Below are 21,324 nucleotides of genomic sequence, written 5' to 3'. Positions count from 1 at the left end.
TCGGGCCGTGAGCACGACCCGGCCCGGACGGGGTGTCCCCGTCCGGGCCGCGGGCTGTTCGGACGTACGGCTCACCACTGACGGTTCAGCGCTGCCGACTTGCCGCCTTGCGGTTTGCGGTTTGCGGTTTGCGGTTTGCGATTTGCGGTTTGCCCGCCTTACGGCTTACGGCCGATGGCCGCGTAGACCGGGGTGCGGTCGCCGCCCTCGGGTTCGGGCCAGGGCATCGGCACCGCGAGCTCCGGATGCCACCGGGGCGCGACGACCAGCCCGGGCTCGACGAGTTCGAAGCCGTCGAAGAACCGCGCCACCTCCGCGTGCGAGCGGACCTGCGCCGGGGTGCCGCCGGCCCGGTAGACCTTCGCCACCCCTTCGCCGGCCTCCGCGTCGAAGTCGCCGGTGACCTGGCTGATGGCGAGGTAACTGCCGGGCACCAGCTGGTCGGTGAGCGTCTTCACGATGCCGTGCGGGTCGAACTCGTCGGAGATGAAGTGCAGCAGCGCGACCATCGTCATCGCGACCGGACGGCTCAGGTCGAGGTGGGCCCGGGCCGCCTCCAGGATCTTCTCCGGCTCCCGGACGTCCGCGTGCACGTAGGAGATCCGGCCCTCGGGGTCCTGCTCGGACAGGCTCTCGGTGTAGCCCAGCACCGTCTTGCTGAAGTCCGTGCACAGGATGCGGGCTTCGGGCCGGGCGGCACGGATGACCTGGTGGTAGTTGGGCTCGGTGGGGATGCCGGTGCCCACGTCGATGAACTGGTCGACCTCCGTCGCCTCGCCGAAGTAGCGGGCCATCCGCAGCAGCAGCATCCGGTTGATCCGGGCCGCGTCCTTGATGCCCGGGTAGGCGCGCTCGGCCGCGTCCACCCGCTCCCGGTCGATCGCGTAGTTGTCCTTTCCACCGAGGATGTAGTCGTACATACGCGCCGAACTCGGCACGTTCTCGGCGTCGTCCACGGTGTTGCCGCCGGTCGCCGGATCGTTCACTGCTGTCTCCCGGGTGGGTGTCGGTACGGACGGGGTCAGGTCAGGGGAGGTCAGGGGAGGTCGGGGCGGGCCAGGAAGTCCGCCCGGCCGTCCTTGGCGGCGGCCACGAACATCGCCATCGCCTCCGCGGGGAAGATCAGCGCGGGACCGCCGGGGTCGGTCGACTGCCGGACCGCGACCCGGCCGCCGACGAGCACCTTGACCTCCACGCACGCTTCGCCGTTGGTGCCGCTCCACGGGCGGGACCAGCCCTCGGCACCGAGGGCGGCGGGGGCATGCGGAACGTGCGGGGCGTACAGCGCGGGCGGCGGATTCATCGCAGGTACTCCTTGCGCAGGCCGTCCAGAAAGCCCTTGGTGCGTCGCCTCGCCAGCGCTCCGGTCATCAGATGCTCGAACGTCTGCCGGTAGAGCTCGACTTCGGCGCTCTCGTCCCGGTACGCGGTGCCCAGGAGGCTGTCGACGCACGCGATGTCCGGGAAGTCCGGGATCGGGAAGCGGAAGAGCGTGAACGGCCCGAACGCGCCCCGGTGCAGGCCGGCTTCGAACGGATGCAGCTGGAGCGCCACGTTCGGCAGGTCGGCGGTCTCCATCAGCCGCTCGATCTGCTCGGCCATCACCGCGCGGTCGCCGGCCGGCCGCCGGATCGCGGTCTCGTCGATCACCGCCCACAGGAACGGCGGGCTGTCGGCGCGGGTCAGCACGTTCTGCCGCTGGAGCCGCAGCGCGACCCTGCGGCGCACCTCGTCGTCGGACTCCCGGGGGAAGCCGAGCCGGATGACCGCCTCGCAGTAGGCCGGGGTCTGGAGCAGCCCGGGCACCACCTGGGGTTCGTAGCTGCGGATCTGGGAGGCGGCGCTCTCCAGGCTGACGTACACCCCGAACCTGCCCGGCAGCACGTCGCGGTAACTCTGCCACCAGCCGGACTCGTTGGCCTTGTCGACCAGGGTCAGGAAGTCAGCGGCCTCGGGCCCGGTGACGCCGTACAGCTCCAACAGGGCTTTGACGGTCGCGTAGTTGAGCGATGTCCTGGCGCCTTCGAGCCGGGTGACGGTGGACTGCGCCACGCGAATGCGCTCACCTGCCTGCGCCGCCGATAACCCCACCGACTCGCGCAGGTCCCGCAGCCGCCGGCCGAGCGAGATCTGCAACACCGTGGGAGCAGCACGCCGTTCACTCACGCCGATGCGCCTTCCTCTTCGCACGTGCGCCGACCGTGGTGGCAGTCTGCCACGCGTTCGGGCATCAAGCACCCTGCATCATGCACATTGCCCCTTGCGTAGTGATCGGATGCCCGCGCATAGTGAAGCCGTGACACCTGCTGTGACGCCCACTCAGATCGCCTCGCGCGGCCGCTCGTACGACCCGCGCGGCATGCGGCGTCCGCACGACTCGTGTATCGGGACCGGCGTCCGCGGCCGGGGCGGTGCGGCCGCAGGAGGTGCGGCGACAGCGGGGCACCACTCCCCCAGCGATCCGGAGACACCATGATCCCCACCGTCCACCCCGAAGTGCAGAAGACCGTCGAGGAGTACCTCGCACCGGTCGCGGGGGTGCGCGGCGCCCTGGTGGTCGCGGCGGACGGGCTGCCGCTGTGCGGGTACGAACTGGACGACGAACGCGTCGAGCACTGGGCGGCGTTGGGCGCCACCATGATGGGCGTCGCGCGGCGGGCCGCGGAGCGGGCCGAGGGCGGCGGCATCCGGACGCTGGTGGTCGACATGCACGACGGGCGGATCGTGCTCTCCGAGGCGGGCTCGGACAGCGTGCTGGTGGTGATAGCCGCGGCGGACGCGGAACTCGACCCGGCCGGACCCGAACTCGCCGCGCTCGGAGCGCAGTTGGTCGGCATCCTCGGTGCGGGTGTGCCGGGCGCCGAGGGGGACGGCCCGTCATGACGGACCCGCGCCCGGCGCGCGTCCCGAGCCCACGGTCCCTGCGCGCCTCAGCCGAAGGGTGCGACGCGCACGTCCGCCCCGCCGCACCCGACCCGTACGGCCCGCACGACCGGTTCGGCCCGCACCCCGCACGCCCCCGGCCCGAGCCGTCACCCCTGCCGCCCGGCCGCCCCGCTCCCGCCCAACCCCCGGTCGGCGCGGTCGTGTTCGGGCTGGCCCTCCAGTCGCTGCGCCGCGGCTCCGCCTCCGGCGCGAACCCGGTACGCGGCCGGGCCGACGCGGCCCGGTCCATCGGCGCCGGCACCCGGGCGATCACCCGCCTGGAAGGCGCGCTCGGCGGCCACGGCATCGGCCCGGATGCCCGCCACGCCCTGCTCGCGCGCTACGGCATGACCGACCCCGAAACCCGCGACGCGACCGCCCGGCTCCTCCACGCGCCCGATCCGGCGGCACTGCACGACAGCGGCCCCGGCTGGCCGCAGCGGCTCGCGGCCTGCGTCGGCCGGGCAGGCAGGGTCCGCACCTACGCCCTGACGGTCTTCCCGCGCGTGCTGTGGACGGCCGGCTACGCCCACGCGCTGTGCACCGCCCACCGGATGCCGCCCGGCCGGTTCACGCCACCGGCCCGGGTGCCCGAGGGGGTGCCGATCACCGCGCTCCTGGACGAGATGGTCCTGTGCCACCTGTGGAACGTCGACCTCGACCCGGCCGTGACCGCCGCCCAACTCGACCATGTGCTCGGCCTCGTGGCCGACGGCACCCTCACCGTCCGGGTGATCGGGATGCACGCCCAGCCCACCGGCGCCGCCATGATCACCGAACTCGCCCGCGCCGGCGGCCGCCACCACCTCTTCGCCGAGGAGTACGACGACTTCTCCGGCGTCCACTACCGCACCGCCCCCTCCCCCGGCCCCTACCCCGGCCTCCTCGACACCGCGGAGAGCCGCGCCATGTCCCCCACCGACAGCCTCGCCGTCCTCCAGGCGGCCCGCCACCACGCCACCCCCTCACCCAGCGGCGGCCGTTGACCCCTGCTGCGTTGCCGATCCCGGGTGCCGCGCGGCCCGCCGTGGCCCGCGAGCGCGCTCAGGACCGGCGCGAGCGTCGCCGTACGCGTCCACCGGACATCGTCGCGGGGCAACGCTCAGAGCAGCGGCTTGCGTTCGGGCCACCACCGCTGGACGGCCTCGGCGGTGGTGAACGGGCTCACGTTGAAACAGAGCTTCGCACCGGGTGCCAGCTCATGGGTGGTGTTGACCAGCACCTCCAGCAGCGGGGTGAGCGCCGGGTCCAGCCGGACGCCCGCGCCGATCATCACGATGTCGTAGTCCTTCGCGGCCAGCGCGGCGCGGTACACCGCCTCGGCCGTGCGACCGTAGTCCAGCAGGCAGAGGTCGACGGTGAAGCCGAGTTCCTCCAGCCGGGCCCGGCCGGCGGCCACACCGGCCCGGACCGTTTCGGCGTCGATCTCGGGGAACGCCGCCCGTGACGAGGGCGCGTCGTCCACCAGCGCGGGGTCCAGTCCGACGGTGAGCATGGACGGGGACATGCCTCGATACCTCCTGTGCCTCGGGATTTCCGGCTCAAGGCTAGGCAGCGGGGCCGCCCCACGGCCCTCCCCCACTTCTGGGATACCGTTCGGCCGGTGAGTTCCCCGGTGGCCCGGCGCGAGGCCGTGCGTGACATCGAGGCGATCTGCCGTCTCGACCTCGGCTCCCGGGAGCTGCGACGCCGGATCGCCGACCGGCTGACGCGGCTCGTCCCGGCCGACTCCTACTGTTTCGGCACGATCGACCCGACGACGTTGCTGATCACCGACGACGTGAGCGTCGGCCTCACGTCAGCCGTGGCCGCGGCGGCCGTGCACAACGAGTACCTGGTGGACGACGTCCTGAAGTTCTCGGTGCTCGCCCACTCCAAGGTGCCCGCGGGCACGCTCAGCGCGGCCACCGGCGGCGACCCGGAGTCCAGCCACCGGTACCGGTCCGTGCTGCCGATGATCGACGCGCGGCACGAGCTGCGGGCGAGCTTCGTGCGCGACCACCGGTGCTGGGGCGCCATCGCCCTGTTCCGCGGCGGTGGCCGGCCCGACTTCACCCCGGCCGATGTCGACGTGCTGCGGCGGCTGTCCGCGCCGGTGGCCACGGCCCTGCGCCGGACCGTCCACCGGGCACCGGGCGGCGACCCTGCTCCGGGCCCGGCCGAGGCGGGGGTGTTCCTGCTCGACCAGGACCTGCGGCTGCTCTCGGAGAATCCGGCCGCGAAACTCTGGCGGGACGAGTTGGTCTCGTCGGGGACGGAGCTGCCCGTCGCGGTCCTGGAGGTCGCCGCGCTGGGGAAGCGCACGACGCTGCCGGCGCACGGGCGGCTCCGCGGCGGTTCGGGCCGGTGGCTGTCGGTCCATGCCTCGCCGCTGAGCGGCGGCCCGCACCCGGCAGTCCTCGCCGTCACGATGCACCCGGCACCGGCCGCCGACGTGGCCGAGGTGCTGCTGCTCGCGTACGGGCTCACCCCGCGCGAGCGGGACGTCCTGGCGCGGGTCGTCGCCGGCCTGCCGTCGCGGGTCATCGCCGCGGAACTGCACATCACCGCGGCCACCGTGCAGGACCACCTGAAGAGCGTCTTCGCGAAGACCGGTGTCCGCAGCCGCCGCGAACTGGTGGCGACGATCCTGGACTTGTGAGCGCGCACTTCCCTCACCTGTTCCACAAGCGCTGACGGTTCCGCCCGGCCGAGCGGCATCATGTCGCCATGACCCTCGCGACGCGCGCGACCGCCGCGCACCCGTCCGCCGCCACGCCCGGCGCCGACCCGGCCGCGTACGCGCACGAGTTGCTGGTGGAGCGGCTCAACCGCGCGCTGCGCCGTCCCGCGGACTTCGGTGGCCTGCCCGCCGTACGTTCCCTGCTCGACCGGCTCGCCGCGGACGCCGCGGCCGGCACCGTGTGGATGGCCGACACGAACGCGCGGCTGAGCGGCGCGGCCCTGCTGCGCCACTGCCTGACGGACCCCGAGGTGCACGTGGCCGCCGCGCAGTACGCCGAGGACGCGCACCACCTCAGCTGGCTGCGGCCGGACCGTACGCTGCCGGCCGCCGGGCACGCCGCGCTGGTCGAGGGCGTCCTGGAGTGGGCGCGGGCCGACCGGGACGGGGCGGACGTGGTCGCGGCGTACGGGCCGCCCTCGGTGACCTTCGGGGACCCGGACCCGCGACGGCCGAAGACCCTCGGCTACGTCGGCGCGGACGGGCGCGGCCCGCTCGTCTCCTTCCACCTCGGGCACGCGCCCGGCCGGTCGGGCCCGGTGCTGCTCGCGGCCAGGATCGGCGAGCCGGGCGATTCCTTCTTCTGCTCGGACGGCGGCAGCGAGTTCACCCCGAGCGGGGACGCGCTGCTGAACGCCGAGGGGCAGTGAGGACGGCCGGGCGCGGGGGCGGGGGTGCGGGTCAGGTCGGGGTCCACTCGCGGAGAGTGCGGGCCAGGGCGGCGGGCTGGTCGAGCGGGAGGAGGGTGTAGCTGTCCGGGATGGTCACGAGGGTGGCGCGGGGCAGGAGTTCGGCCAGGCGGCGGCCGTGCTCCGGCGGCATGACCTTGTCCTGCTCGGCCCAGACCACCAGGGCGGGCCGGTCGTAGCCGGCCAGTTCGGCCGCGGCCTCGGTGAGCGCGCCGCGGTGGGCGGAGATGCCGCGCAGTATCCGTACGGTGTCGCGCCGGATGGCGGGCCGGGCGAGCAGCGGCTTGATCCAGCGGGCGGTGGCGGCGTCACCGCGCTTGGTCAGCCATCCGAACGAGACCGGCAGCCGGCGCAGCGGCTTGATCCGTATCTGCCGCATGAACAGGCCGAAGAGGGCGGGCGGCAGCTTCCCGGTGGCGACGACGGTCCGGCCGGTGAGGCCGGGCGGGAAGTTGTCGAACGCGTCGCAGGAGGCGAGCACCACCCGGCCCACCCGCGGCGCGCCCGCGACGAGCAGGAGCTGGACCAGCGCGCCGCCGGTGTCGTTGCCGACGAGGGTGACGTCGTCGAGTTCCAGCCGTTCCAGGAACTCGCCGAGCAGCCGAGCGAGGCCCCGCGGCGACAGGTCGGCGTCCTCGCGCATCGGCAGCGTGTGCGCGCCCAGCGGCAGCGTCGGCACCACGCAGCGGTGGTCCGTCCGCAGGTCGGCCACGACGTCGTCCCAGAGCGAACCGTCCATCAGCAGCCCGTGCACCAGCACCACGACAGGGCCGTCCCCGCCGGTGTCCTCGTACGCGACGGGTCCGGCCGAAAGGTCGAGCTGTTCCATGGTGGGCCTCCACGTCGAACTCCGGGTTGACCGCGATGGGTTCAGCCCAGGGCGGTGCCGGGACGCGCGGCGGCGACACGGCCTGCCGGGGCCCGGGCCGTGCTCGTGGCGTGCCCGCCGGTACGGCGCGCGGCGGTCCGATGCGTCCGGTGGGCGACGTCCGGGTCCGGTCGGGCTCTGGCCTCCCAATGTCCCTCCTCCGTCAGTCAGTTGGTGGTCCGGCGGGACGGCCCGCGGCGCCGCTGCGCCGGCAGGGCTGCCGCGCCCCTGCCACCCGGGAGCGCCCGCAGCGCCGCGAGTCCCGCGAGGCTCGCGTAGCGGCTCGGGCGGGCGGCGCGCAGCCACAGGGCGTAGCCGCTGCCGCCCGCGCCCGCCACGACCAGCAGCCAGGGCAAGGACGTCACGAGCGGGTTCGAAGTACCGGTCAGAACGCGGAAGTTGCACACGACCAGCACGGTGGCGGCGAGCAGCCCGGCGGCGCCCAGCGCGGGGGCGAGCCGGGTCCGCCACCAGTGGCCGGGCCGCCTCCGGTAGTAGCCGAGCACCGCGATCGAGGCGAGGGCCTGGAGCGCGATGACCCCGAGGGTGCCCAGGCCGAGCAGGGTGGTGGACATGTTCAGGTACGGGTCGAGGCCGGCCACGGCGAACACCGCCGCCACGGCGGCGGCCAGCGCGGTCTGCACGGCGCTCGCCCGGTGCGGAGCGTGGTGCCGCGGGTGCACCGCGTCGAGCCGGCCGGGCAGCAGCCGGTCCCGCCCGAGCACCAGCAGGTAGCGGTTGGCGGCGTTGTGCAGGGCCAGCCAGCTCGCGAACAGGCTGGTGCAGAGCAGGAGTTGCATGGCGGTGGAGGCGGCGCCGCCCAGGTAGCGGTCGCCGAGGACGAAGAAGAGGTCGCCGAGGTGCGCGGCGGCGGTGGTACGGACCCGGTCCGGCCCGACCGCGCCCACCGCGACCCAGCTGGTGAGCGCGTAGAACGAGGCGACCAGCAGCACCGCGACGAGCGTCGCGCGCGGCACGCTCCGGCCCGGGTCGCGCGCCTCCTCGCCGTAGAGCGCGGCGGACTCGAAGCCGATGAACGACGCGAAGGCGAACATCACGGAGACCCCGGCGCCCGGGACCAGGACCTGGTGCGGGGCGAACGACACGGCGGGCAGCGCGGCCGGGCCGTGCTCGACCAGCACCGCGATGTCCAGCGCGAGCAGGATCGCGATCTCCCCGACCATGCACGCCGCCAGCGCTCGGGCGCTCAACTCGACGTGGCGGTAGCCGAGTACGCCGACCGCCGTGAGCCCCAGCGCGGCCCACACCTCCCACGCGAGGTGCAACCCGTGGGAAGCGGCGACGCCTTGGGCGAAGTACCCGAACGCGCCCAGCAGCGACACCGCGACCGCGTTGTACGCCACGACCGCGACCATCCCGGCGCCGACCGCGACCGGCCGGCCCAGGCCGCGCGCGATGTACCCGTAGAAGCCGCCGCCTTGGCCGATGTCGCGGCTGATCGCTGCGTACCCGCAGGAGAAGCAGAGCAGGGTCAGCCCGGCGAGGAGCAGGAGCGCCGGGACCCCGGGGCCGGCGCCCAGCGCGAAGGAGAGCGGCACCGTGAAGACCATCGCGGCCAGCGGGGCCGCGGCGGCGACGACGATGAAGACGATCTTCGGAGTGGTGAGGGTGCGGGTCAACCGCCCCTGGCGCGCGGCGAGTCGGCCGGGAAGGTCAGCGGCGGCGGATACGGCGTCGGGTGGCGGCAACGGCGACATACCCGGATCTTCCCGGCCCGCCCCACCGCCCGCCGCCCCTTCGCCCCGCCGTCCCACGACGGAGTGACCCCCGACCACCCCAACGCCACACCACCCGGGGCAACTCCGCGCACGCACGGCGCCGTTCGGCCCCGCGCGGCAGCCCGCTCAGTGGCCCGCTCAGTGGCCCGCCACGGCGACCAGCACGGCAGAGGCCGTGAACAGGCCCCCCAGTCGATCAGGAACCACGGCACGACCCCGGCCTGGACCCGCCGCCCGAACCGCGGCTCATGCCATACGGTCCCCCGGCTCGACGGCGCGGGCGCGGGCGGCGGCTTCCGGCCGCGGCGCCACAGGTACACGCCGACCGCGATCGCTCCCAGTCCGAGGAGGAGCACGACGACGCTCATGTACACGGTCGTGGCGCTGTCCGTCCGGCAGGCGCCGTCCCGCCAGACCTCGCCCCCGGTGCACGCGGCCATCCGACCTCCCCGCTCGGGCGGCGGCCCGTCGCCCCACCGTAAACCCGGGGCGGGACACCGGAGGAGGGCGTTAGCGTGAGGGGCATGGCACATGTTCCCGCGCTTCTTGTCATCGACATGCAGAACGACACGGTGGCGATCGCTCATCGGGCCGCGGAGACCGTCGCCGTGATCGCCGGGCTGCGCGAGCGCGCCGGGGTCGCCGGGGTTCCGGTCGTGACGATCCAGGACCAGGGCGGCGGGATGACGGCCGGGACGGAGGGCTGGCGGGTGGTGGCCCGACTAGCTCCGGGCGAGGGCGAGTCGGTGGTGCACAAGACGAGCCCCGACGGCTTTCTCGGCACGGATCTCGACCGGGTGCTGAAGGAGCGGGGCGTCACGGAGGTGGTCGTCACCGGGTTCGCCACCGAGATCTGCGTGGACACCACGGCGCGGCAGGCGCTCAGCCACGGCTACGACCTGGTGGTGGTCGCCGACGGGCACACGACGTCGGTACGGCCCGACGGCGGCACGTTCGCCTCGCCTGCGCGGTCGATCGCGCACCACAACGAGATCTTCCGGCACCTCGGGTTCCCCGGACGGAGCATCCGGGTGCTGCCCGCGTCCGAAGTGGACTTCGCCCAGCCCCGATAGGCCGCCCTGCTGCCTGCGGGGGGCGGACGCCGGCACGGATTGTCGGTGGCTGCTGGCAGCATCAGCGCATGAGTATGGAGACGGTGGAGAAGGAAGACGGCGAGAAGACGTCGTTGCTGGGGTTCCTCGCGGCGCAGCGCGCCTGCGTGCTCGCGGTGGTCGACGGCCTCGACGCCGCGGCCCTGACCGCATCGGTGCTGCCCTCCGGGTGGACACCGCTCGGTCTCGTGGAGCACCTGGGGTACGCGGAGCGGCACTGGTTCCAGGAGGTCGCCACCGGCGCGGCCGAGCCGCTGGACTGGCCCGACGACCCCGTTCCGTTGACGACACCCCGACCGCCGGACGTGGTCTTCGCCTTCTACCGTGACCAGTGCCGGCGCTCCGACGCGATTCTCGCCGCCACGCCGCTGTCGACACCTCCGCGCGGCCGTCACTCCGAGCCCCTGGAGGACGAGGTCACCGACCTGCGCTGGATCGTGCTGCACATGATCGAGGAGACCGCGCGCCACGCCGGCCATCTCGACGTCGTCCGCGAACTGCTCGACGGGCGGACGGGGCTCGGACCCCGGTAGCCGCCGCACCCGGGCGGAGGGCGGCGGGCGGAAGGCGGAAGGCGGCAAGCAGCGGGGTCAGGCGACCCAGTGCGGGCGGCGGGTCGCGGCGGAGGGCGGGAGCCCGTCGGCGAGCGCGGTCGCCATCCGCTGCACCGCTTCCCGCAGGGTGTCGGGCTCCGCGGTGTAGGGAATCCGCAGCCGCTGCTCGAAGATGCCGGGGTCGGTGGCGAAGTACGCGCCGCCCTCGATCCGTACGCCGTAGTCGAGGACGCGTTCGGCCAGGGCGGAGGCGACGGGTTCGCCGAGGTCGACCCACAACGACAGCCCGCCGGGCGGCAGGTGCCAGGTCCACCGCGGCAGGTGCGCGGCCAGGGCGGCGGTGAGGGCGGCGCGCTGCCCGCGCAGCCGGGTCAGCCGGTCCGGCAGCGGTCCGCCGTCCGCGCCGGACAGCAGGTCGAGCGCGAGGAGCTGGTCGAGCACCGAGCCACCCATGTCGGAGGCGACGCGCTGCGCGGCGAGTTCGGTGACCAGCCGCGAGGGCGCGCGCAGCCAGCCGACCCGCAGCCCGGCCCAGTGCGTCTTGCTCATCGACCCGACGGTGATGACCTGCCCGGTGCCGCCGGGCGGCGCGTGCGAGGCGAACGGCGCGGGCGCGGGGACGTCCAGGGCGAGTTCGGTGAGCGTCTCGTCGACGACCAGCCAGGTACCGGCGTGCTGGGCGGCGCGCAGGATACCGGCCCGCTCGCCGTCGGGCATGAGGCATCCGGTCGGGTTGTGGAAGTCGGGGATCAGGTAGGCCAGTTGGGGCACCGACTGGCGCAGCGTGGACTCCACGATGCCGGCGTCCCAGCCGGTGTCGGCCACCGGCACGGGGACGGTGCGCAGCCGGGCGCGGCGCATCGCCTCCAGGGCGTTGGGGTAGGAGGGGTTCTCGACCGCGATCCGGTCGCCGGGCGCGGACAGCAGGCCGAGCACCAGGGTGAGGGCGTGCTGGGCGCCGGAGGTCACCAGGATCTGGTCCGGCACGGTCGCCAGGCCCCGCCGGGTGAAGCGTTCGGCGACGGCGGCGCGCAACTCCGGCAGGCCGTAGGGGTGGTAGCCGGGGGTACGGGCGTGCTCGGCCACCCGCGGGGCGACCCGGGCGAGGGCGTCCGCGAGGGTCCGCTCGGGCAGTCCGAGGGAGGCCCTGGCCAGGTCGATCGCGGTGTCGGGGAGCCCGAGCGCGCGGGTGACGCCGCGGGGGGTGCGGCCCTCGGGCAGCGCGGTCCAGGTGCCCGCGCCCTGCCGGCTGTGCGCGTGGCCGCTCGCGCGCAGCAGGTCGTACACGGCGGTGACGGTGGCGCGGCTGGTGCCGAGGGCGGCGGCCAGTTCGCGCTCGGCCGGGAGCCTGACGTGCAGGGCGATCCGCCCGTCGAGGATCAACGTGCCGATGGCGCGGGCGAGGTGGCGGTAGGCGGGCCGGGCGCCGGACGGGTCGGGCAGCATCGCGGCGAGTTGCCGGCTGCCCAGGGTCCGGCCGCCGTGCGGCGCGCCCTCCACGGACCGGGACGGCTGCGGGCCGGCCATACCATTTCCTCCCGATTGGCCATGTCATCCAGGCCAATCACTGTACAGACTCGCCTTCGGTGGCCTCGCCGGCGGATCGGGCGGGGCCCGCGAGGTCCGGCGCTCTCCCGCAGCCACCGTCCGGCGAGGGCGAGGCCGCCTCGTGGCGGGTCCACGCGGACGGACCCGACCCCGCTCGACCCGACCCGACCCCCAGGAGGCGACCGCATGCAGGACCCCGACGACCTCGGCACGGCACAGGACGCCGTCCCCGCCACCGCGAAGGTGACGTCGACCGCGACCACGACCACGACCACTGCGACGGCAACCGCGACCAACGGGCCCCCGCCCGAAGGGCGTACGGCCGCCTGCCGCACCCCGGCGCCCGCGCCCGCGCCCGCGCCCGCGGACCGAGCCGACCACACCGACCGCGCCGACCGCCCGGTGCGGATCGCCCTCATGGACGCCGGGATCGGGCTGCTCGCCGCCGCGGCCGCCATGCGCCGGCTGCGTCCCGACGCCGACCTCGTGCTGGCCTCGGACCCCGACGGCATGCCGTGGGGGCCGCGTACCCCCGCCGACCTCGCGGAGCGCGCGCTGGCCGTCGCCGGGGCCGCGGCCGCGTACGGCCCGGACGCGCTGATCGTGGCCTGCAACACCGCCACCGTGCACGCCCTGCCCGCGCTGCGCGCCCGGTTCGAGCCCCGGCTACCGGTGATCGGCACCGTCCCCGCGGTCAAGCCGGCCGCCGCGGGCGGCGGGCCGGTCGCGGTGTGGGCCACCCCCGCGACCACCGGCAGCCGCTACCAGCGCGCGCTGATCGACGAGTTCGCGGCCGGGGTGCGCGTCACCGAAGTGCCGTGCGCCGGGCTGTCCGACGCGGTGGAACGGGCGGACGGGGAAGCCGTCGAGCGGGCGATCGCCGCTGCCGCCGCGCGCACCCCGACCGATGTAAGGGCTGTCGTCCTGGGCTGCACCCATTACGAACTGGTCGCCGAACAGGTTCGTGCGGCCCTGCGGCACCCCGGCCGGCCGCCCGTCGTCCTGTACGGCACCGCGGACGCGGTCGCCGCCCAGGCACTGCGCAGGATCGGCGCCCGCCCCGCGCCCGGCTCCCCCGCCGTCGGCACCCTGCGGGTCGTCCACAGCGGCCGCCCGGCCGCCCTCCCCGCCGCCGCGCTCTCCTACTCCGAGGGCCGCCTGCTGCACGCGGCTCCCAGCGGACCCGCGCCCGTACCCGACCGGTGGTCCGCTCGTGCACGGTGACGCCCCGGGCCCCGGCGTCGGCACCCCGCGCCACCCCGCCACGCCGGCCCCCGTACCCGCGACCGCGACCGCACCGGCAGCGGCACCCGCGCCCCGGACCCGCGCCCCGCTGCCGCCGCTCAGCTACCTCCCCCTCCGCCTGGCCCCCCGCCGCCGCCTGCCCCAACTGCTGGTCGGCCTGGCCCTGTACGGGTTCGGGCTGTCCGCCATGGTCCGGGCCTCGCTCGGCGTCAATCCGTGGAGCGTGCTCTACGAGGGGGTGCAGCGGCACACCTCGCTGAGCTTCGGCACGGTCAACGGGCTGGTCGGGGCGTTCGTGCTGCTGCTGTGGATTCCGCTGCGGCAGCGGCCGACGTTCGGCACGGTCGCGAACATCGTGGTCCTGTCGTTCTCCTCCGACCTCGGCCTCGCGCTCCTGCCCCCGCACCCCGGGCTGCCGGCCCGGGTCGGCCTGCTGCTCGGGGGCGTGCTGCTCAACGGGCTCTCCGTCGCGATCTACGTCGGCGCGCGGCTCGGGCCGGGCCCGCGGGACGGGCTGATGACCGGCGCCTCGGCCGCCACCAGCCGCTCGATCCGCTTCGTCCGCACCCTGATGGAGGTCACCGTCCTCGCCGTGGGTGTGCTGCTCGGCGGGAGCGTCGGGCCGGGCACCGTGCTGTACGCGGTGGCGATCGGCCCGACCGCCCAGTTGCTGCTGCCGCGCTTCGCCTACCGGACGGCGGCGGACCGCCGCCGGGGCGAGGAGGACGCGCGGGGCGCCCCGGTCAGCTCCGGGTGGCGGCTTCGGACCCGGCGTCGGCCGTGACGTCCGCCTCGGCCTTGACGTCCGTGCCGGCCGTGCCCTCGGGCCCGCGCGGCGCGGGGGGCGCCGCCGCGGTCGCGGCGGCGGCCTTCTTGCGCCGCTCCTTCAGCTCCTGGCGCAGCAGAATCCACCAGCCGACCGGCACCATGAGGGCGAACAGCCACCACTGGATCGCGTAGGGCAGGTGGACGCCCTGACCGACGACCGCCATGTCGGTGCCCGAGCTGTCGCTGCCCGGCGCGCCGATCTGCTCGGCGGACTGGCCCTTGGTGAGCGGCGGGCTGGTCTTCACGAGTTCCAGGTAGCCGCTGAGCACCGGCTTGGACAGCTTCTTCGTCTGCTCGGTGCTGTTGATCAGCATGAACTGGCGGGGCGGCAGGCCGCCGACGTTCCGAATACCACTGATACGGGTGGTTTCGTCCAGTTGGAGCCGCCCGGTGAGGGTGACCGTCCCGGCGGGCGTCTTCGGCACCGCGGGGAACGCCGCGGTGTCGTCGGCGGGCGCTACCCAGCCCCGGTTGACCAGCACCGCGTCTCCGTTGGAGATGATCAGCGGGGTGATGAGGAAGAAGCCCTGGTCACCGTCGGCGTTGGTGCGGCGCCGGACCACGAACTGGTGCGCGGGGTCGTACTGCCCGGTGGCGGTCACCGGCCGGTAGCGCTCGCTGCCGGGCAGGTTCGCGCCCGGACCGGACAGCGACTGGATCGGGACCGGCTCGGCGTGCTGGGCCAGCGAGATCTTGTGGTTGCTGCGCTTGGTCTGCTCGTAGCGGTGGTACTGCCACAGGCCCAACCGGCCCATGACCAGTATCAGGGCCACGAACAGGATGGTCAGCAGAATCCAGCGGCGGGTGAACACGACGCGAAGCACGAAACGACGTTACCTCCCGCCCTGCGACCACCCGCACACCGGGTGTGCCCCGCGCGGTGCCCGGGCGGGCGAGCCGAGACCGCGGCGGTCGGGGACAGGGACGGTCGGGGCCGCGGCGGTCGGCGACAGGGAAAGGGACGGGGACGGGAAACGAGGAACGGGGGTCACCACTCCGCCTCGTCCGCGTCGTCCACGGCCACCTCCGGGCGGCGCGCGGTGTCGCTGATCCGGATCAGGATGCCGACCAGCGCCCAGTTCGCGGTCACGGACGACCCGCCGTACGCGACGAACGGCAGCGTCATGCCGGTCAGCGGGATGAGGCCCATGACGCCGCCCGCCACGACGAAGACCTGGAGCGCGAACGCGGCCGAGAGCCCGCCGGCGAGCAGCTTGCCGAACGGGTCGCGGGTGGCGAGCGCGGTCCGCATGCCGCGCTCGACGATCAGCGCGTAGAGCAGCAGCAGCGCCACCACGCCGGCCAGGCCCAGTTCCTCGCCCACGGTGGCCAGGATGAAGTCGGAGTTCGCGGCGAAGCCGATCAGGTCGGAGTTGCCCTGCCCCAGGCCGGTGCCGATCAGGCCGCCGGAGCCGAACGCCCACAGCGCCTGCATGGACTGCTCGGAGTGGCCGGCCAGGCCCTGCCGGCTCTTCAGGTACTCGCCCATGGGGTGCAGCCACGCCTGCACCCGCTGCTGGACGTGCGGCTCGAAGGAGTCGACGCCCACCGCGCCGCCCGCCGCCATCAGCAGGCCGAAGACGATCCAGCTGGTGCGCTCGGTGGCGATGTAGAGCATCACCACGAACATGCCGAAGAACAGCAGCGAGGTGCCCAGGTCCGTCTCGAAGACCAGGATCAGGATCGACACCGCCCACACCGCGAGGATCGGCCCCAGGTCCCGGCCGCGCGGCAGCGCCAGTCCGGCGAAGCGGCGGCCCGCCAGCGCCAGCGCGTCCCGTTTCAGCACCAGGTAGCCGGCGAAGAAGACCGCGATCACGATCTTCGCGAACTCCGCGGGCTGGAAGCTGAACCCGGCCACCGCGACCCAGATCCGCGCCCCGTACACGTCGACCCCGAGCCCGGGCACCAGCGGCAGGAGCAGCAGCGCCAGCGCGCCCGCCATCGAGATGTACGTGTACCGCTGGAGCTTGCGGTGGTCTCTCAGGACCACCACCACCGCGCCGAACAGCGCCAGCCCCATCGCGGAGTAGAGCAGTTGACGGGGCGTGTCCGCCACGAAACCGGGGTCGGCCCGCAGCCGCTTCGACTGGTCGAGCCGCCAGATGACCACCAGGCCGAGGCCGTTGAGCAGCGTCGCGATCGGCAGCAGCAACGGGTCCGCGTACCGGGCGAACCTGCGCACCACCAGATGCCCGAGGCCCGCCAGCAGTCCGAGGCCGAGACCGTAGCTCAGCAGCCCGGAGGGCACCTCGCCGTGCAGGGCCAGGCCGGTGTCGACGTAGGCGAAGACGGGGATCGCGACGGCGAGGAGCAGCAGCGCCAGCTCGGTGTTGCGGCGATCGGGCACGCCCGAGGCGTAGTTCGTCACCATGTGTCCCCCGCGGTCTTCCGTCCCCCGGGCGCCGCCCGCGCGCGACCCGCGCCCGGCGTCCCGCCGCCCCTCCATGATCACGGACTCCGCGGGGCCGTACACAGTTCCCCGGGTACGTCCCCGGGCCGTCAGCCGGGGTCGGCCTCCACGAGTGCGGCGAGGTTCGCCAGCGCCATCCGCGTGCCGGTCTCGTTGTCGGCGGCGGGCACACCGTCGGGGATGCCCTCGTGCACGACCAGCACCTCGGTGCCGCCGCGCCCGTCCGCACCCGCACCCGCGTCGGTCAGCGTGGTCGTCATCCTCATCACGCCGTGGAAGCGGGCCTCGCCCGTCTCGAACTCGAACTCCTCCACCACTTCCTCGCCGGGCACGAGCCGCACGAACCGGCCGTGGTACGTGTCCGTGCGCGCCTCGGACTTGCCGCTCGCGGCCGGCGCGTCATAGGTGAGCGAGATCCGGAACGCGCCTCCCTCGCGGGCGTCGAACGCGTGCACCTCGCCGCGCATGCCGTCCGGCACCCGCCACTTCGCCAGCGCCTCCGCGTCGACCAGCGCCGCGTAGACGTCCGCGCGCGGCGCGTTCACATGACCGGCCACCCGAGTGGTGTACATGCCCGCACTCTACGGCCGCGCGCGCTGCCGACGGCAGTACGCGCCCCGCGTGCCGCGCCGCGGACCGGACGGCGGCGCGGCCACCGGCGGGACCACGACAGGACCGCATCAGGACCGGCGCCCCGGCTCCTCAGCGCACCTTGAGCTTCTTCATGAACCGGGCGTCCACCGCGCCGGCATGGCGGCGGAACGCCGGGAGCGGGACGTCCCGCAGCTCGCCGGTCTCCAAGTAGCTCTGCCGGCCCGCCGCGTCGTCCACCGTGCCCGCGGGCAGCGCCAGCACGCCGGGGAGTTCGCCGTGCCGCTTCGTGGTGATCTTGGCGACCCGCGCGGAGGTCCCCCGCACCGTCAGCACCAGGCAGGGCCGGTCCTTGGACCCGGGCCCGTCCTCGAAGGGCACCTCCGCCCACCACACCTCGCCCCTGCGCGGCACCCGGTCGCCGCCCCGACTCCCTTGCCCGGCACGCGACTTGGGGCCCGTACCGGCGCGCGGCTGCGGGCCCCGCGGCGGGCGCTGCCGGGAGCGCCGCGGCGGACGCCGCGACCTCGCCCGGCCGTCGATCAGCGCGGCGACCAGCGCCAGCGCCGCCACCGCGGCCACAGCCGCCCACATCCCGCCGCTCATCCCTCGCCCGCCTTCTGTTCACCCGGATCTGTTCACCCGGTTCTCCGCACCCGAACCCGCCGACGAGTCTGCCCCACCCCCGCCGCACGCCCCGAACCCGCACCCGGGAGCCCTCCGCTCGCCCCCTCCGTCGAGGCCGTTTCCCGGACACGGCGGCCCCCACGATGCCACGATCGCCCGTATGCGGCCCTCTTCGGCGAACGACTCGCACGGTCCGGAGCGCTACGGTCCGGAGCGCTCGGAGCACCAGGACGGCTCCTGGCAGACCCTGCTCCGGGAAGGAACCGGCCCCGTGCAGGAGAGCTTCCTCGACCTGGTCAGGAACACCCGGGACTACGTCGGGTACTCCCCCGACGTCGTCTGGGGGAACCTCCAGACGCCCGCCTACGCCGCCGCGATGCTCCGGTTGGTCGTCGACTTCCACGAGATCCCCGACGACATCGCGGCCGGGGTCGCCGCACGGACCGCCCGCGCGGCGTACATCGGACGCGGCGGCCGCACCTTCCATGTCCTGCTCGGCGAGCAGGCGCTGCTGACGAACATCGGCGGAGCCGGCGTGATGCGCGAGCAGTTGGAACACCTCGCGGGAGCCACCGTGCTTCCCGGGCTCACGCTCGGGGTCATCCCGGCCCGCGCCCGCAGACACATCTACCCCGGTGACGGCTTCGCCCTCTTCGACGACCGCCGCGCGGAGGTGGAGGGTTTCCGGGGCGCCGAGACGATCACCGATCCGGCCCGGCTCGCGGTGTTCCGCAAGGCGTTCGGCCTGCTGCGGCGGTCGACGGTCTACGGGGCGGAGGCACGCGACCTGATCGCGCAGGCGGCGGAGGCGTTCGACCGCGACGGGTACGGCCCGACCGACAGCTGACCGTTCCTCCGGCGGCGGCTCACGCCGACGAGGCAGGGCCCACCCGGCAAGGCTCAGGCCGACAGCGCCGACCGGGCCGCCGTCAGGGCCTGTTCGCCGTAGCCGCGGCCGAAGAGCACCGTGTGGACCAGGAGCGGGAAGAGCTGGTGGAGGGGGACGCGGGAGCGCCAGCCGGCGGACAGCGGCGCGGCCTCGTCGTAGGCGGCCAGCACGCGTTCCAGGTGCGGGCAGCCGAAGAGCCGCAGCATCGCCAGGTCCGTCTCGCGGTGGCCGCCGTGCGCGGCGGGATCGATCAGCCAGGTGTCGCCGTCGGCGCCCCACAGGACGTTGCCGCTCCACAGGTCGCCGTGCAGCCGGGCGGGCGGCTCTGCGGGTCCCGCGAGGTCGGGCAGCCGGTCGCAGACGCGTTCCACGACGGCCGCTTCGGCGGGCCGCAGCGTGCCGCGGTCGACGGCGAGCCGCAGATACGGCAGCACGCGGTGCTCGGCGTACCAGCGCGGCCAGTCCGGGCCGGTCGCGTTGCGCATCGGCGCGGTGCCGATGTACGCGTCCTCGGGGCCGCCGGGCGGCGGGGCGCCGAACGCGGGGGCGCCGGCGGCGTGCAGGGCCGCGAGGTCGCGGCCGAACCGGTCCGCGGCACCGGCACCGGGCGGGCCGGTCGGGACCAGGTCGATGACCAGCCACGCGTCGTCGGCGCCCCGGACGGCCGGCACGCGCACCGTGCCCGCGTCGGCCAGCCAGCGCAGCCCGGCCGCTTCCGCGCGGGCCGCCCCGGGGCCGTCACCGCGTTTGACCAGCACCACGGTGCCGTCGCCGAGCAGCAGTTCGGTGAGCGCGCCGGAACTGCGGCGCCCGCCGGTCACCGGCTGCCCGGTCAGCCGCGCCGCCGCGGCCCGCGCGGACTCGGGGTCCCGGCTCACGCGCCGCGCCTCACGCCGGCCCTCACTGATGACGCCTCACGCATCGGCCCTCGCGCGTCGGCCCTCACGCGTCGAGGCGCTCGCGCACCCACGCGAGCAGGCCGGGGGTCGACGCCTCGATCATGTCCAGCACCTCTTCGAAGCCGTCGGGGCCGCCGTAGTACGGGTCCGGCACGTCCAGCCCGTCCGGGCCACCGGTCGCCGCCGGGTCGAACGACCGCAGCATCCGCACCCGCGACGGGTCGTCGACCAGCTTGCGCAGCGCCTTCTCGTGGCCGCGGTCCATCGCCAGGAACAGGTCCGCGTCCAGGTGTTCGGCGCCCACCTGCGCGGCGACGTGGTCCACGGGGTAGCCGTGCCGCTCCAGCACCTCCCCGGCGCGCGGGTCGATCGGGTCGCCGGCGTGCCAGGGCCCGATGCCCGCGCTCGTGACCCGGACCCGGTCCTCCAGGCCCTCCCGGCGCAGGTGTTCGGCGACCACCAGCGCGGCGGACGGCGACCGGCAGATGTTCCCGCTGCAGACGAAGCACAGATGCACGGCACCAGCGTACGGCCCCGCCCTTCCTCGTCCGGGCCCGGAACCGGGCCCGGAACCGGCTCCGGAACTGGCCGGATCTGGACGGTTGTTTCATATGGCGGTCACAGGACGGCTTTCTAGCCTCGCGCAATGACCAATCGAAGCCACGACGAACCCGACAACGCCGTCGTCTCCCAGGCACTGACCCGCCGCCGTGCGCTCGCTCTCGGTGGCGCGGGTGCCGTCGCGCTCACCGGCCTCGGTGCCACCGCGTACGCCGCCGACCGGACCACGTCCGGCGGTTCGGCGGCCGTGGCGGCCGCGAAGGCGAAAGCGCTGGCCACCACCGCGTGCATGCGGTTGACCAGCGAGCAGATCGAGGGGCCGTACTACCTCGACTACGAACTCTTCCGGAAGAACGTCGTCGAGGACCGCACCGGCATCCCCCTGCTGCTGGTCCTGCGCGCGGTGGACGCGTCGACCTGCGAGCCGCTGCGCGACTCGGCCGTGGAGATCTGGCACTGCGACGCCTCCGGCGTCTACTCCGGCTACACCCAGACCGGCAACGGCGGGGGTGGTGGCGGCGGCACGCCTCCGACCGACCCGCCGCCCACCGGCACGCCGCCCACCGGCACGCCTCCGCCCGGCGGTGGTGGTGGCGGTGGCCACGCCACCCCGACGGACGACCTCACCTGGCTGCGCGGCATCCAGATGACCGACCACCAGGGCTTCGTCACTTTCCGGACGGTCTTCCCGGGCTGGTACTCCGGTCGCGCCGTCCACGTCCACACCAAGGTGCACACCGGCGGCACCCGCACGTCCACCGCGTACACCGGTGGCCGCACCTGCCACACCGGGCAGTTCTACTTCGCCGAGACCGCGGTCACCGCGACCACGGGTGTGACCCCCTACTCGGCGAACACCGTCACGCGGGTCACTCTCGACCAGGACAGCATCTACCCGGGCACCGGCACCGAGGGCGGACTGCTCAAGCTCGTCTACGACCCCCGGCACATCCAGCGCGGCGTCGTCGGCTACCTCACCATGGCCGTGGACCCCGCCGCCACCAACGACGGCGAGGGCGCTCCCGGCGGCGGCCCCACCCCCACCGCCTCCCCCACCGACAGCGCCTGACAGTCCCGCCCGCCCGACGGCCCCGCCGCACGTACCCGCGACGGG

Annotated in this window: 23 protein-coding genes; 10 read left to right on the top strand and 13 right to left on the bottom strand. The window is 74.6% G+C overall.

Annotation, left to right across the window (positions count from 1 at the left end; translation table 11 throughout):
* Positions 1-158 precede the first annotated feature (158 nt).
* From OG370_RS36010 to OG370_RS36000, 3 genes are read right to left on the bottom strand one after another with little or no spacing between them, the layout of a single operon-like run.
* Entirely contained in the window at positions 159-986 is an 828-nt protein-coding gene (locus OG370_RS36010; RefSeq protein ID WP_328471787.1) for an SAM-dependent methyltransferase, read from the bottom strand.
* Between the two features lie 50 nt (positions 987-1,036).
* Positions 1,037-1,303: a DUF397 domain-containing protein gene (locus OG370_RS36005; RefSeq protein WP_328471785.1), complete on the bottom strand. Its 267-nt coding sequence runs from the start codon at positions 1,301-1,303 to the stop codon at positions 1,037-1,039.
* Positions 1,300-2,166, bottom strand: coding sequence for a helix-turn-helix domain-containing protein (locus tag OG370_RS36000; protein WP_328471783.1), 867 nt, complete (start codon positions 2,164-2,166; stop codon positions 1,300-1,302). The genes OG370_RS36005 and OG370_RS36000 overlap by 4 nt, the downstream gene beginning before the upstream one ends.
* Positions 2,167-2,472: 306 nt before the next feature.
* Here OG370_RS36000 and OG370_RS35995 point away from each other — a divergent pair, with 306 nt between their 5' ends.
* Positions 2,473-2,883, top strand: coding sequence for a roadblock/LC7 domain-containing protein (locus tag OG370_RS35995; RefSeq protein ID WP_328471781.1), 411 nt, complete (start codon positions 2,473-2,475; stop codon positions 2,881-2,883).
* Positions 2,880-3,911, top strand: a complete 1,032-nt coding sequence (locus tag OG370_RS35990) for a Scr1 family TA system antitoxin-like transcriptional regulator (RefSeq protein WP_328471779.1) — start codon at positions 2,880-2,882, stop codon at positions 3,909-3,911. The genes OG370_RS35995 and OG370_RS35990 overlap by 4 nt, the downstream gene beginning before the upstream one ends.
* Before the next feature lie 116 nt (positions 3,912-4,027).
* Here OG370_RS35990 and OG370_RS35985 read toward each other — a convergent pair whose 3' ends face one another.
* Positions 4,028-4,432 carry a hypothetical protein gene (locus tag OG370_RS35985; RefSeq protein ID WP_328471777.1) on the bottom strand — a complete coding sequence of 135 codons (405 nt, stop codon included), beginning with the start codon at positions 4,430-4,432 and terminating at the stop codon, positions 4,028-4,030.
* Between the two features lie 96 nt (positions 4,433-4,528).
* Between OG370_RS35985 and OG370_RS35980 the strand changes: the two genes are divergently transcribed.
* Together OG370_RS35980 and OG370_RS35975 are read left to right on the top strand one after the other, a co-directional pair.
* Entirely contained in the window at positions 4,529-5,566 is a 1,038-nt protein-coding gene (locus OG370_RS35980) for a helix-turn-helix transcriptional regulator (RefSeq protein WP_328471775.1), read from the top strand.
* Between the two features lie 68 nt (positions 5,567-5,634).
* Complete coding sequence (locus OG370_RS35975) at positions 5,635-6,297, top strand: hypothetical protein (protein WP_328471773.1); 663 nt, start codon at positions 5,635-5,637, stop codon at positions 6,295-6,297.
* A 31-nt stretch (positions 6,298-6,328) separates the two neighbouring features.
* Here OG370_RS35975 and OG370_RS35970 read toward each other — a convergent pair whose 3' ends face one another.
* A complete protein-coding gene (locus OG370_RS35970) occupies positions 6,329-7,165 on the bottom strand; it encodes an alpha/beta fold hydrolase (protein ID WP_328471771.1) in 837 nt (278 codons plus the stop codon).
* Positions 7,166-7,371: 206 nt separating this feature from the next.
* A complete protein-coding gene (locus OG370_RS35965) occupies positions 7,372-8,922 on the bottom strand; it encodes an APC family permease (RefSeq protein ID WP_328471769.1) in 1,551 nt (516 codons plus the stop codon).
* Positions 8,923-9,467: 545 nt separating this feature from the next.
* On the opposite strand from OG370_RS35965, the gene OG370_RS35960 reads away from it, so the two are divergent.
* Together OG370_RS35960 and OG370_RS35955 are read left to right on the top strand one after the other, a co-directional pair.
* Complete coding sequence (locus OG370_RS35960) at positions 9,468-10,016, top strand: cysteine hydrolase family protein (RefSeq protein WP_328471767.1); 549 nt, start codon at positions 9,468-9,470, stop codon at positions 10,014-10,016.
* A gap of 68 nt (positions 10,017-10,084) precedes the next feature.
* A complete protein-coding gene (locus tag OG370_RS35955; protein WP_328471765.1) occupies positions 10,085-10,588 on the top strand; it encodes a DinB family protein in 504 nt (167 codons plus the stop codon).
* 57 nt (positions 10,589-10,645) lie between these two features.
* On the opposite strand, the gene yczR is transcribed toward OG370_RS35955, so the two are convergent.
* Positions 10,646-12,136, bottom strand: coding sequence for a MocR-like transcription factor YczR (gene yczR, locus OG370_RS35950; RefSeq protein WP_328471763.1), 1,491 nt, complete (start codon positions 12,134-12,136; stop codon positions 10,646-10,648).
* Positions 12,137-12,559: 423 nt separating this feature from the next.
* Here yczR and OG370_RS35945 point away from each other — a divergent pair, with 423 nt between their 5' ends.
* Together OG370_RS35945 and yczE are read left to right on the top strand one after the other, a co-directional pair.
* The gene (locus tag OG370_RS35945; RefSeq protein ID WP_328474741.1) at positions 12,560-13,381 is read left to right on the top strand and encodes a glutamate racemase; all 822 of its coding nucleotides are present in this window, start codon (positions 12,560-12,562) and stop codon (positions 13,379-13,381) included.
* Positions 13,371-14,186 (top strand): membrane protein YczE, encoded by an 816-nt coding sequence (gene yczE / locus OG370_RS35940; RefSeq protein WP_328471761.1) that lies wholly within the window; start codon positions 13,371-13,373, stop codon positions 14,184-14,186. The genes OG370_RS35945 and yczE overlap by 11 nt, the downstream gene beginning before the upstream one ends.
* Here the strand turns inward: yczE and OG370_RS35935 are convergent.
* The 4 genes from OG370_RS35935 to OG370_RS35920 all read right to left on the bottom strand — a co-directional run bounded on the left by OG370_RS35935 (position 14,146) and on the right by OG370_RS35920 (position 17,840).
* The gene (locus tag OG370_RS35935) at positions 14,146-15,054 is read right to left on the bottom strand and encodes an SURF1 family cytochrome oxidase biogenesis protein (protein WP_328471759.1); all 909 of its coding nucleotides are present in this window, start codon (positions 15,052-15,054) and stop codon (positions 14,146-14,148) included. The genes yczE and OG370_RS35935 overlap by 41 nt on opposite strands.
* A gap of 164 nt (positions 15,055-15,218) precedes the next feature.
* Positions 15,219-16,604: an FtsW/RodA/SpoVE family cell cycle protein gene (locus tag OG370_RS35930; RefSeq protein WP_328471757.1), complete on the bottom strand. Its 1,386-nt coding sequence runs from the start codon at positions 16,602-16,604 to the stop codon at positions 15,219-15,221.
* 128 nt (positions 16,605-16,732) lie between these two features.
* Positions 16,733-17,215: an SRPBCC domain-containing protein gene (locus tag OG370_RS35925; RefSeq protein ID WP_328471755.1), complete on the bottom strand. Its 483-nt coding sequence runs from the start codon at positions 17,213-17,215 to the stop codon at positions 16,733-16,735.
* Positions 17,216-17,345: 130 nt separating this feature from the next.
* The gene (locus tag OG370_RS35920) at positions 17,346-17,840 is read right to left on the bottom strand and encodes a type II toxin-antitoxin system PemK/MazF family toxin (protein ID WP_328471753.1); all 495 of its coding nucleotides are present in this window, start codon (positions 17,838-17,840) and stop codon (positions 17,346-17,348) included.
* A 181-nt stretch (positions 17,841-18,021) separates the two neighbouring features.
* Between OG370_RS35920 and OG370_RS35915 the strand changes: the two genes are divergently transcribed.
* Positions 18,022-18,708, top strand: coding sequence for a DUF5753 domain-containing protein (locus tag OG370_RS35915; RefSeq protein WP_328471751.1), 687 nt, complete (start codon positions 18,022-18,024; stop codon positions 18,706-18,708).
* Positions 18,709-18,761: 53 nt separating this feature from the next.
* Here OG370_RS35915 and OG370_RS35910 read toward each other — a convergent pair whose 3' ends face one another.
* Together OG370_RS35910 and OG370_RS35905 are read right to left on the bottom strand one after the other, a co-directional pair.
* The gene (locus OG370_RS35910; RefSeq protein ID WP_328471749.1) at positions 18,762-19,628 is read right to left on the bottom strand and encodes a fructosamine kinase family protein; all 867 of its coding nucleotides are present in this window, start codon (positions 19,626-19,628) and stop codon (positions 18,762-18,764) included.
* A 64-nt stretch (positions 19,629-19,692) separates the two neighbouring features.
* Positions 19,693-20,166 carry a low molecular weight protein-tyrosine-phosphatase gene (locus OG370_RS35905; RefSeq protein ID WP_328471747.1) on the bottom strand — a complete coding sequence of 158 codons (474 nt, stop codon included), beginning with the start codon at positions 20,164-20,166 and terminating at the stop codon, positions 19,693-19,695.
* A gap of 129 nt (positions 20,167-20,295) precedes the next feature.
* Here OG370_RS35905 and OG370_RS35900 point away from each other — a divergent pair, with 129 nt between their 5' ends.
* A complete protein-coding gene (locus tag OG370_RS35900; RefSeq protein WP_328471745.1) occupies positions 20,296-21,279 on the top strand; it encodes an intradiol ring-cleavage dioxygenase in 984 nt (327 codons plus the stop codon).
* Positions 21,280-21,324: the final 45 nt, after the last annotated feature.

The sequence above is a fragment of the Streptomyces sp. NBC_00448 genome (assembly GCF_036014115.1).
Taxonomy (GTDB): Bacteria; Actinomycetota; Actinomycetes; order Streptomycetales; family Streptomycetaceae; genus Actinacidiphila.
The sequence above is the reverse complement of the archived record's forward strand: the minus strand, read 5'-3'. Positions and strand labels throughout refer to the sequence as shown.

Bases quoted from the DNA above. Each gene is read 5' to 3' on its own strand.
- OG370_RS36005 (WP_328471785.1), bottom strand. From the start codon at position 1,303: ATGAATCCGCCGCCCGCGCTGTACGCCCCGCACGTTCCGCATGCCCCC.
- OG370_RS35995 (WP_328471781.1), top strand. From the start codon at position 2,473: ATGATCCCCACCGTCCACCCCGAAGTGCAGAAGACCGTCGAGGAGTAC.
- OG370_RS35990 (WP_328471779.1), top strand. From the start codon at position 2,880: ATGACGGACCCGCGCCCGGCGCGCGTCCCGAGCCCACGGTCCCTGCGC.
- OG370_RS35985 (WP_328471777.1), bottom strand. From the start codon at position 4,432: ATGTCCCCGTCCATGCTCACCGTCGGACTGGACCCCGCGCTGGTGGAC.
- OG370_RS35975 (WP_328471773.1), top strand. From the start codon at position 5,635: ATGACCCTCGCGACGCGCGCGACCGCCGCGCACCCGTCCGCCGCCACG.
- OG370_RS35970 (WP_328471771.1), bottom strand. From the start codon at position 7,165: ATGGAACAGCTCGACCTTTCGGCCGGACCCGTCGCGTACGAGGACACC.
- OG370_RS35965 (WP_328471769.1), bottom strand. From the start codon at position 8,922: ATGTCGCCGTTGCCGCCACCCGACGCCGTATCCGCCGCCGCTGACCTT.
- OG370_RS35960 (WP_328471767.1), top strand. From the start codon at position 9,468: ATGGCACATGTTCCCGCGCTTCTTGTCATCGACATGCAGAACGACACG.
- OG370_RS35955 (WP_328471765.1), top strand. From the start codon at position 10,085: ATGAGTATGGAGACGGTGGAGAAGGAAGACGGCGAGAAGACGTCGTTG.
- yczR (WP_328471763.1), bottom strand. From the start codon at position 12,136: ATGGCCGGCCCGCAGCCGTCCCGGTCCGTGGAGGGCGCGCCGCACGGC.
- OG370_RS35930 (WP_328471757.1), bottom strand. From the start codon at position 16,604: ATGGTGACGAACTACGCCTCGGGCGTGCCCGATCGCCGCAACACCGAG.
- OG370_RS35925 (WP_328471755.1), bottom strand. From the start codon at position 17,215: ATGTACACCACTCGGGTGGCCGGTCATGTGAACGCGCCGCGCGCGGAC.
- OG370_RS35920 (WP_328471753.1), bottom strand. From the start codon at position 17,840: ATGAGCGGCGGGATGTGGGCGGCTGTGGCCGCGGTGGCGGCGCTGGCG.
- OG370_RS35915 (WP_328471751.1), top strand. From the start codon at position 18,022: ATGCGGCCCTCTTCGGCGAACGACTCGCACGGTCCGGAGCGCTACGGT.
- OG370_RS35900 (WP_328471745.1), top strand. From the start codon at position 20,296: ATGACCAATCGAAGCCACGACGAACCCGACAACGCCGTCGTCTCCCAG.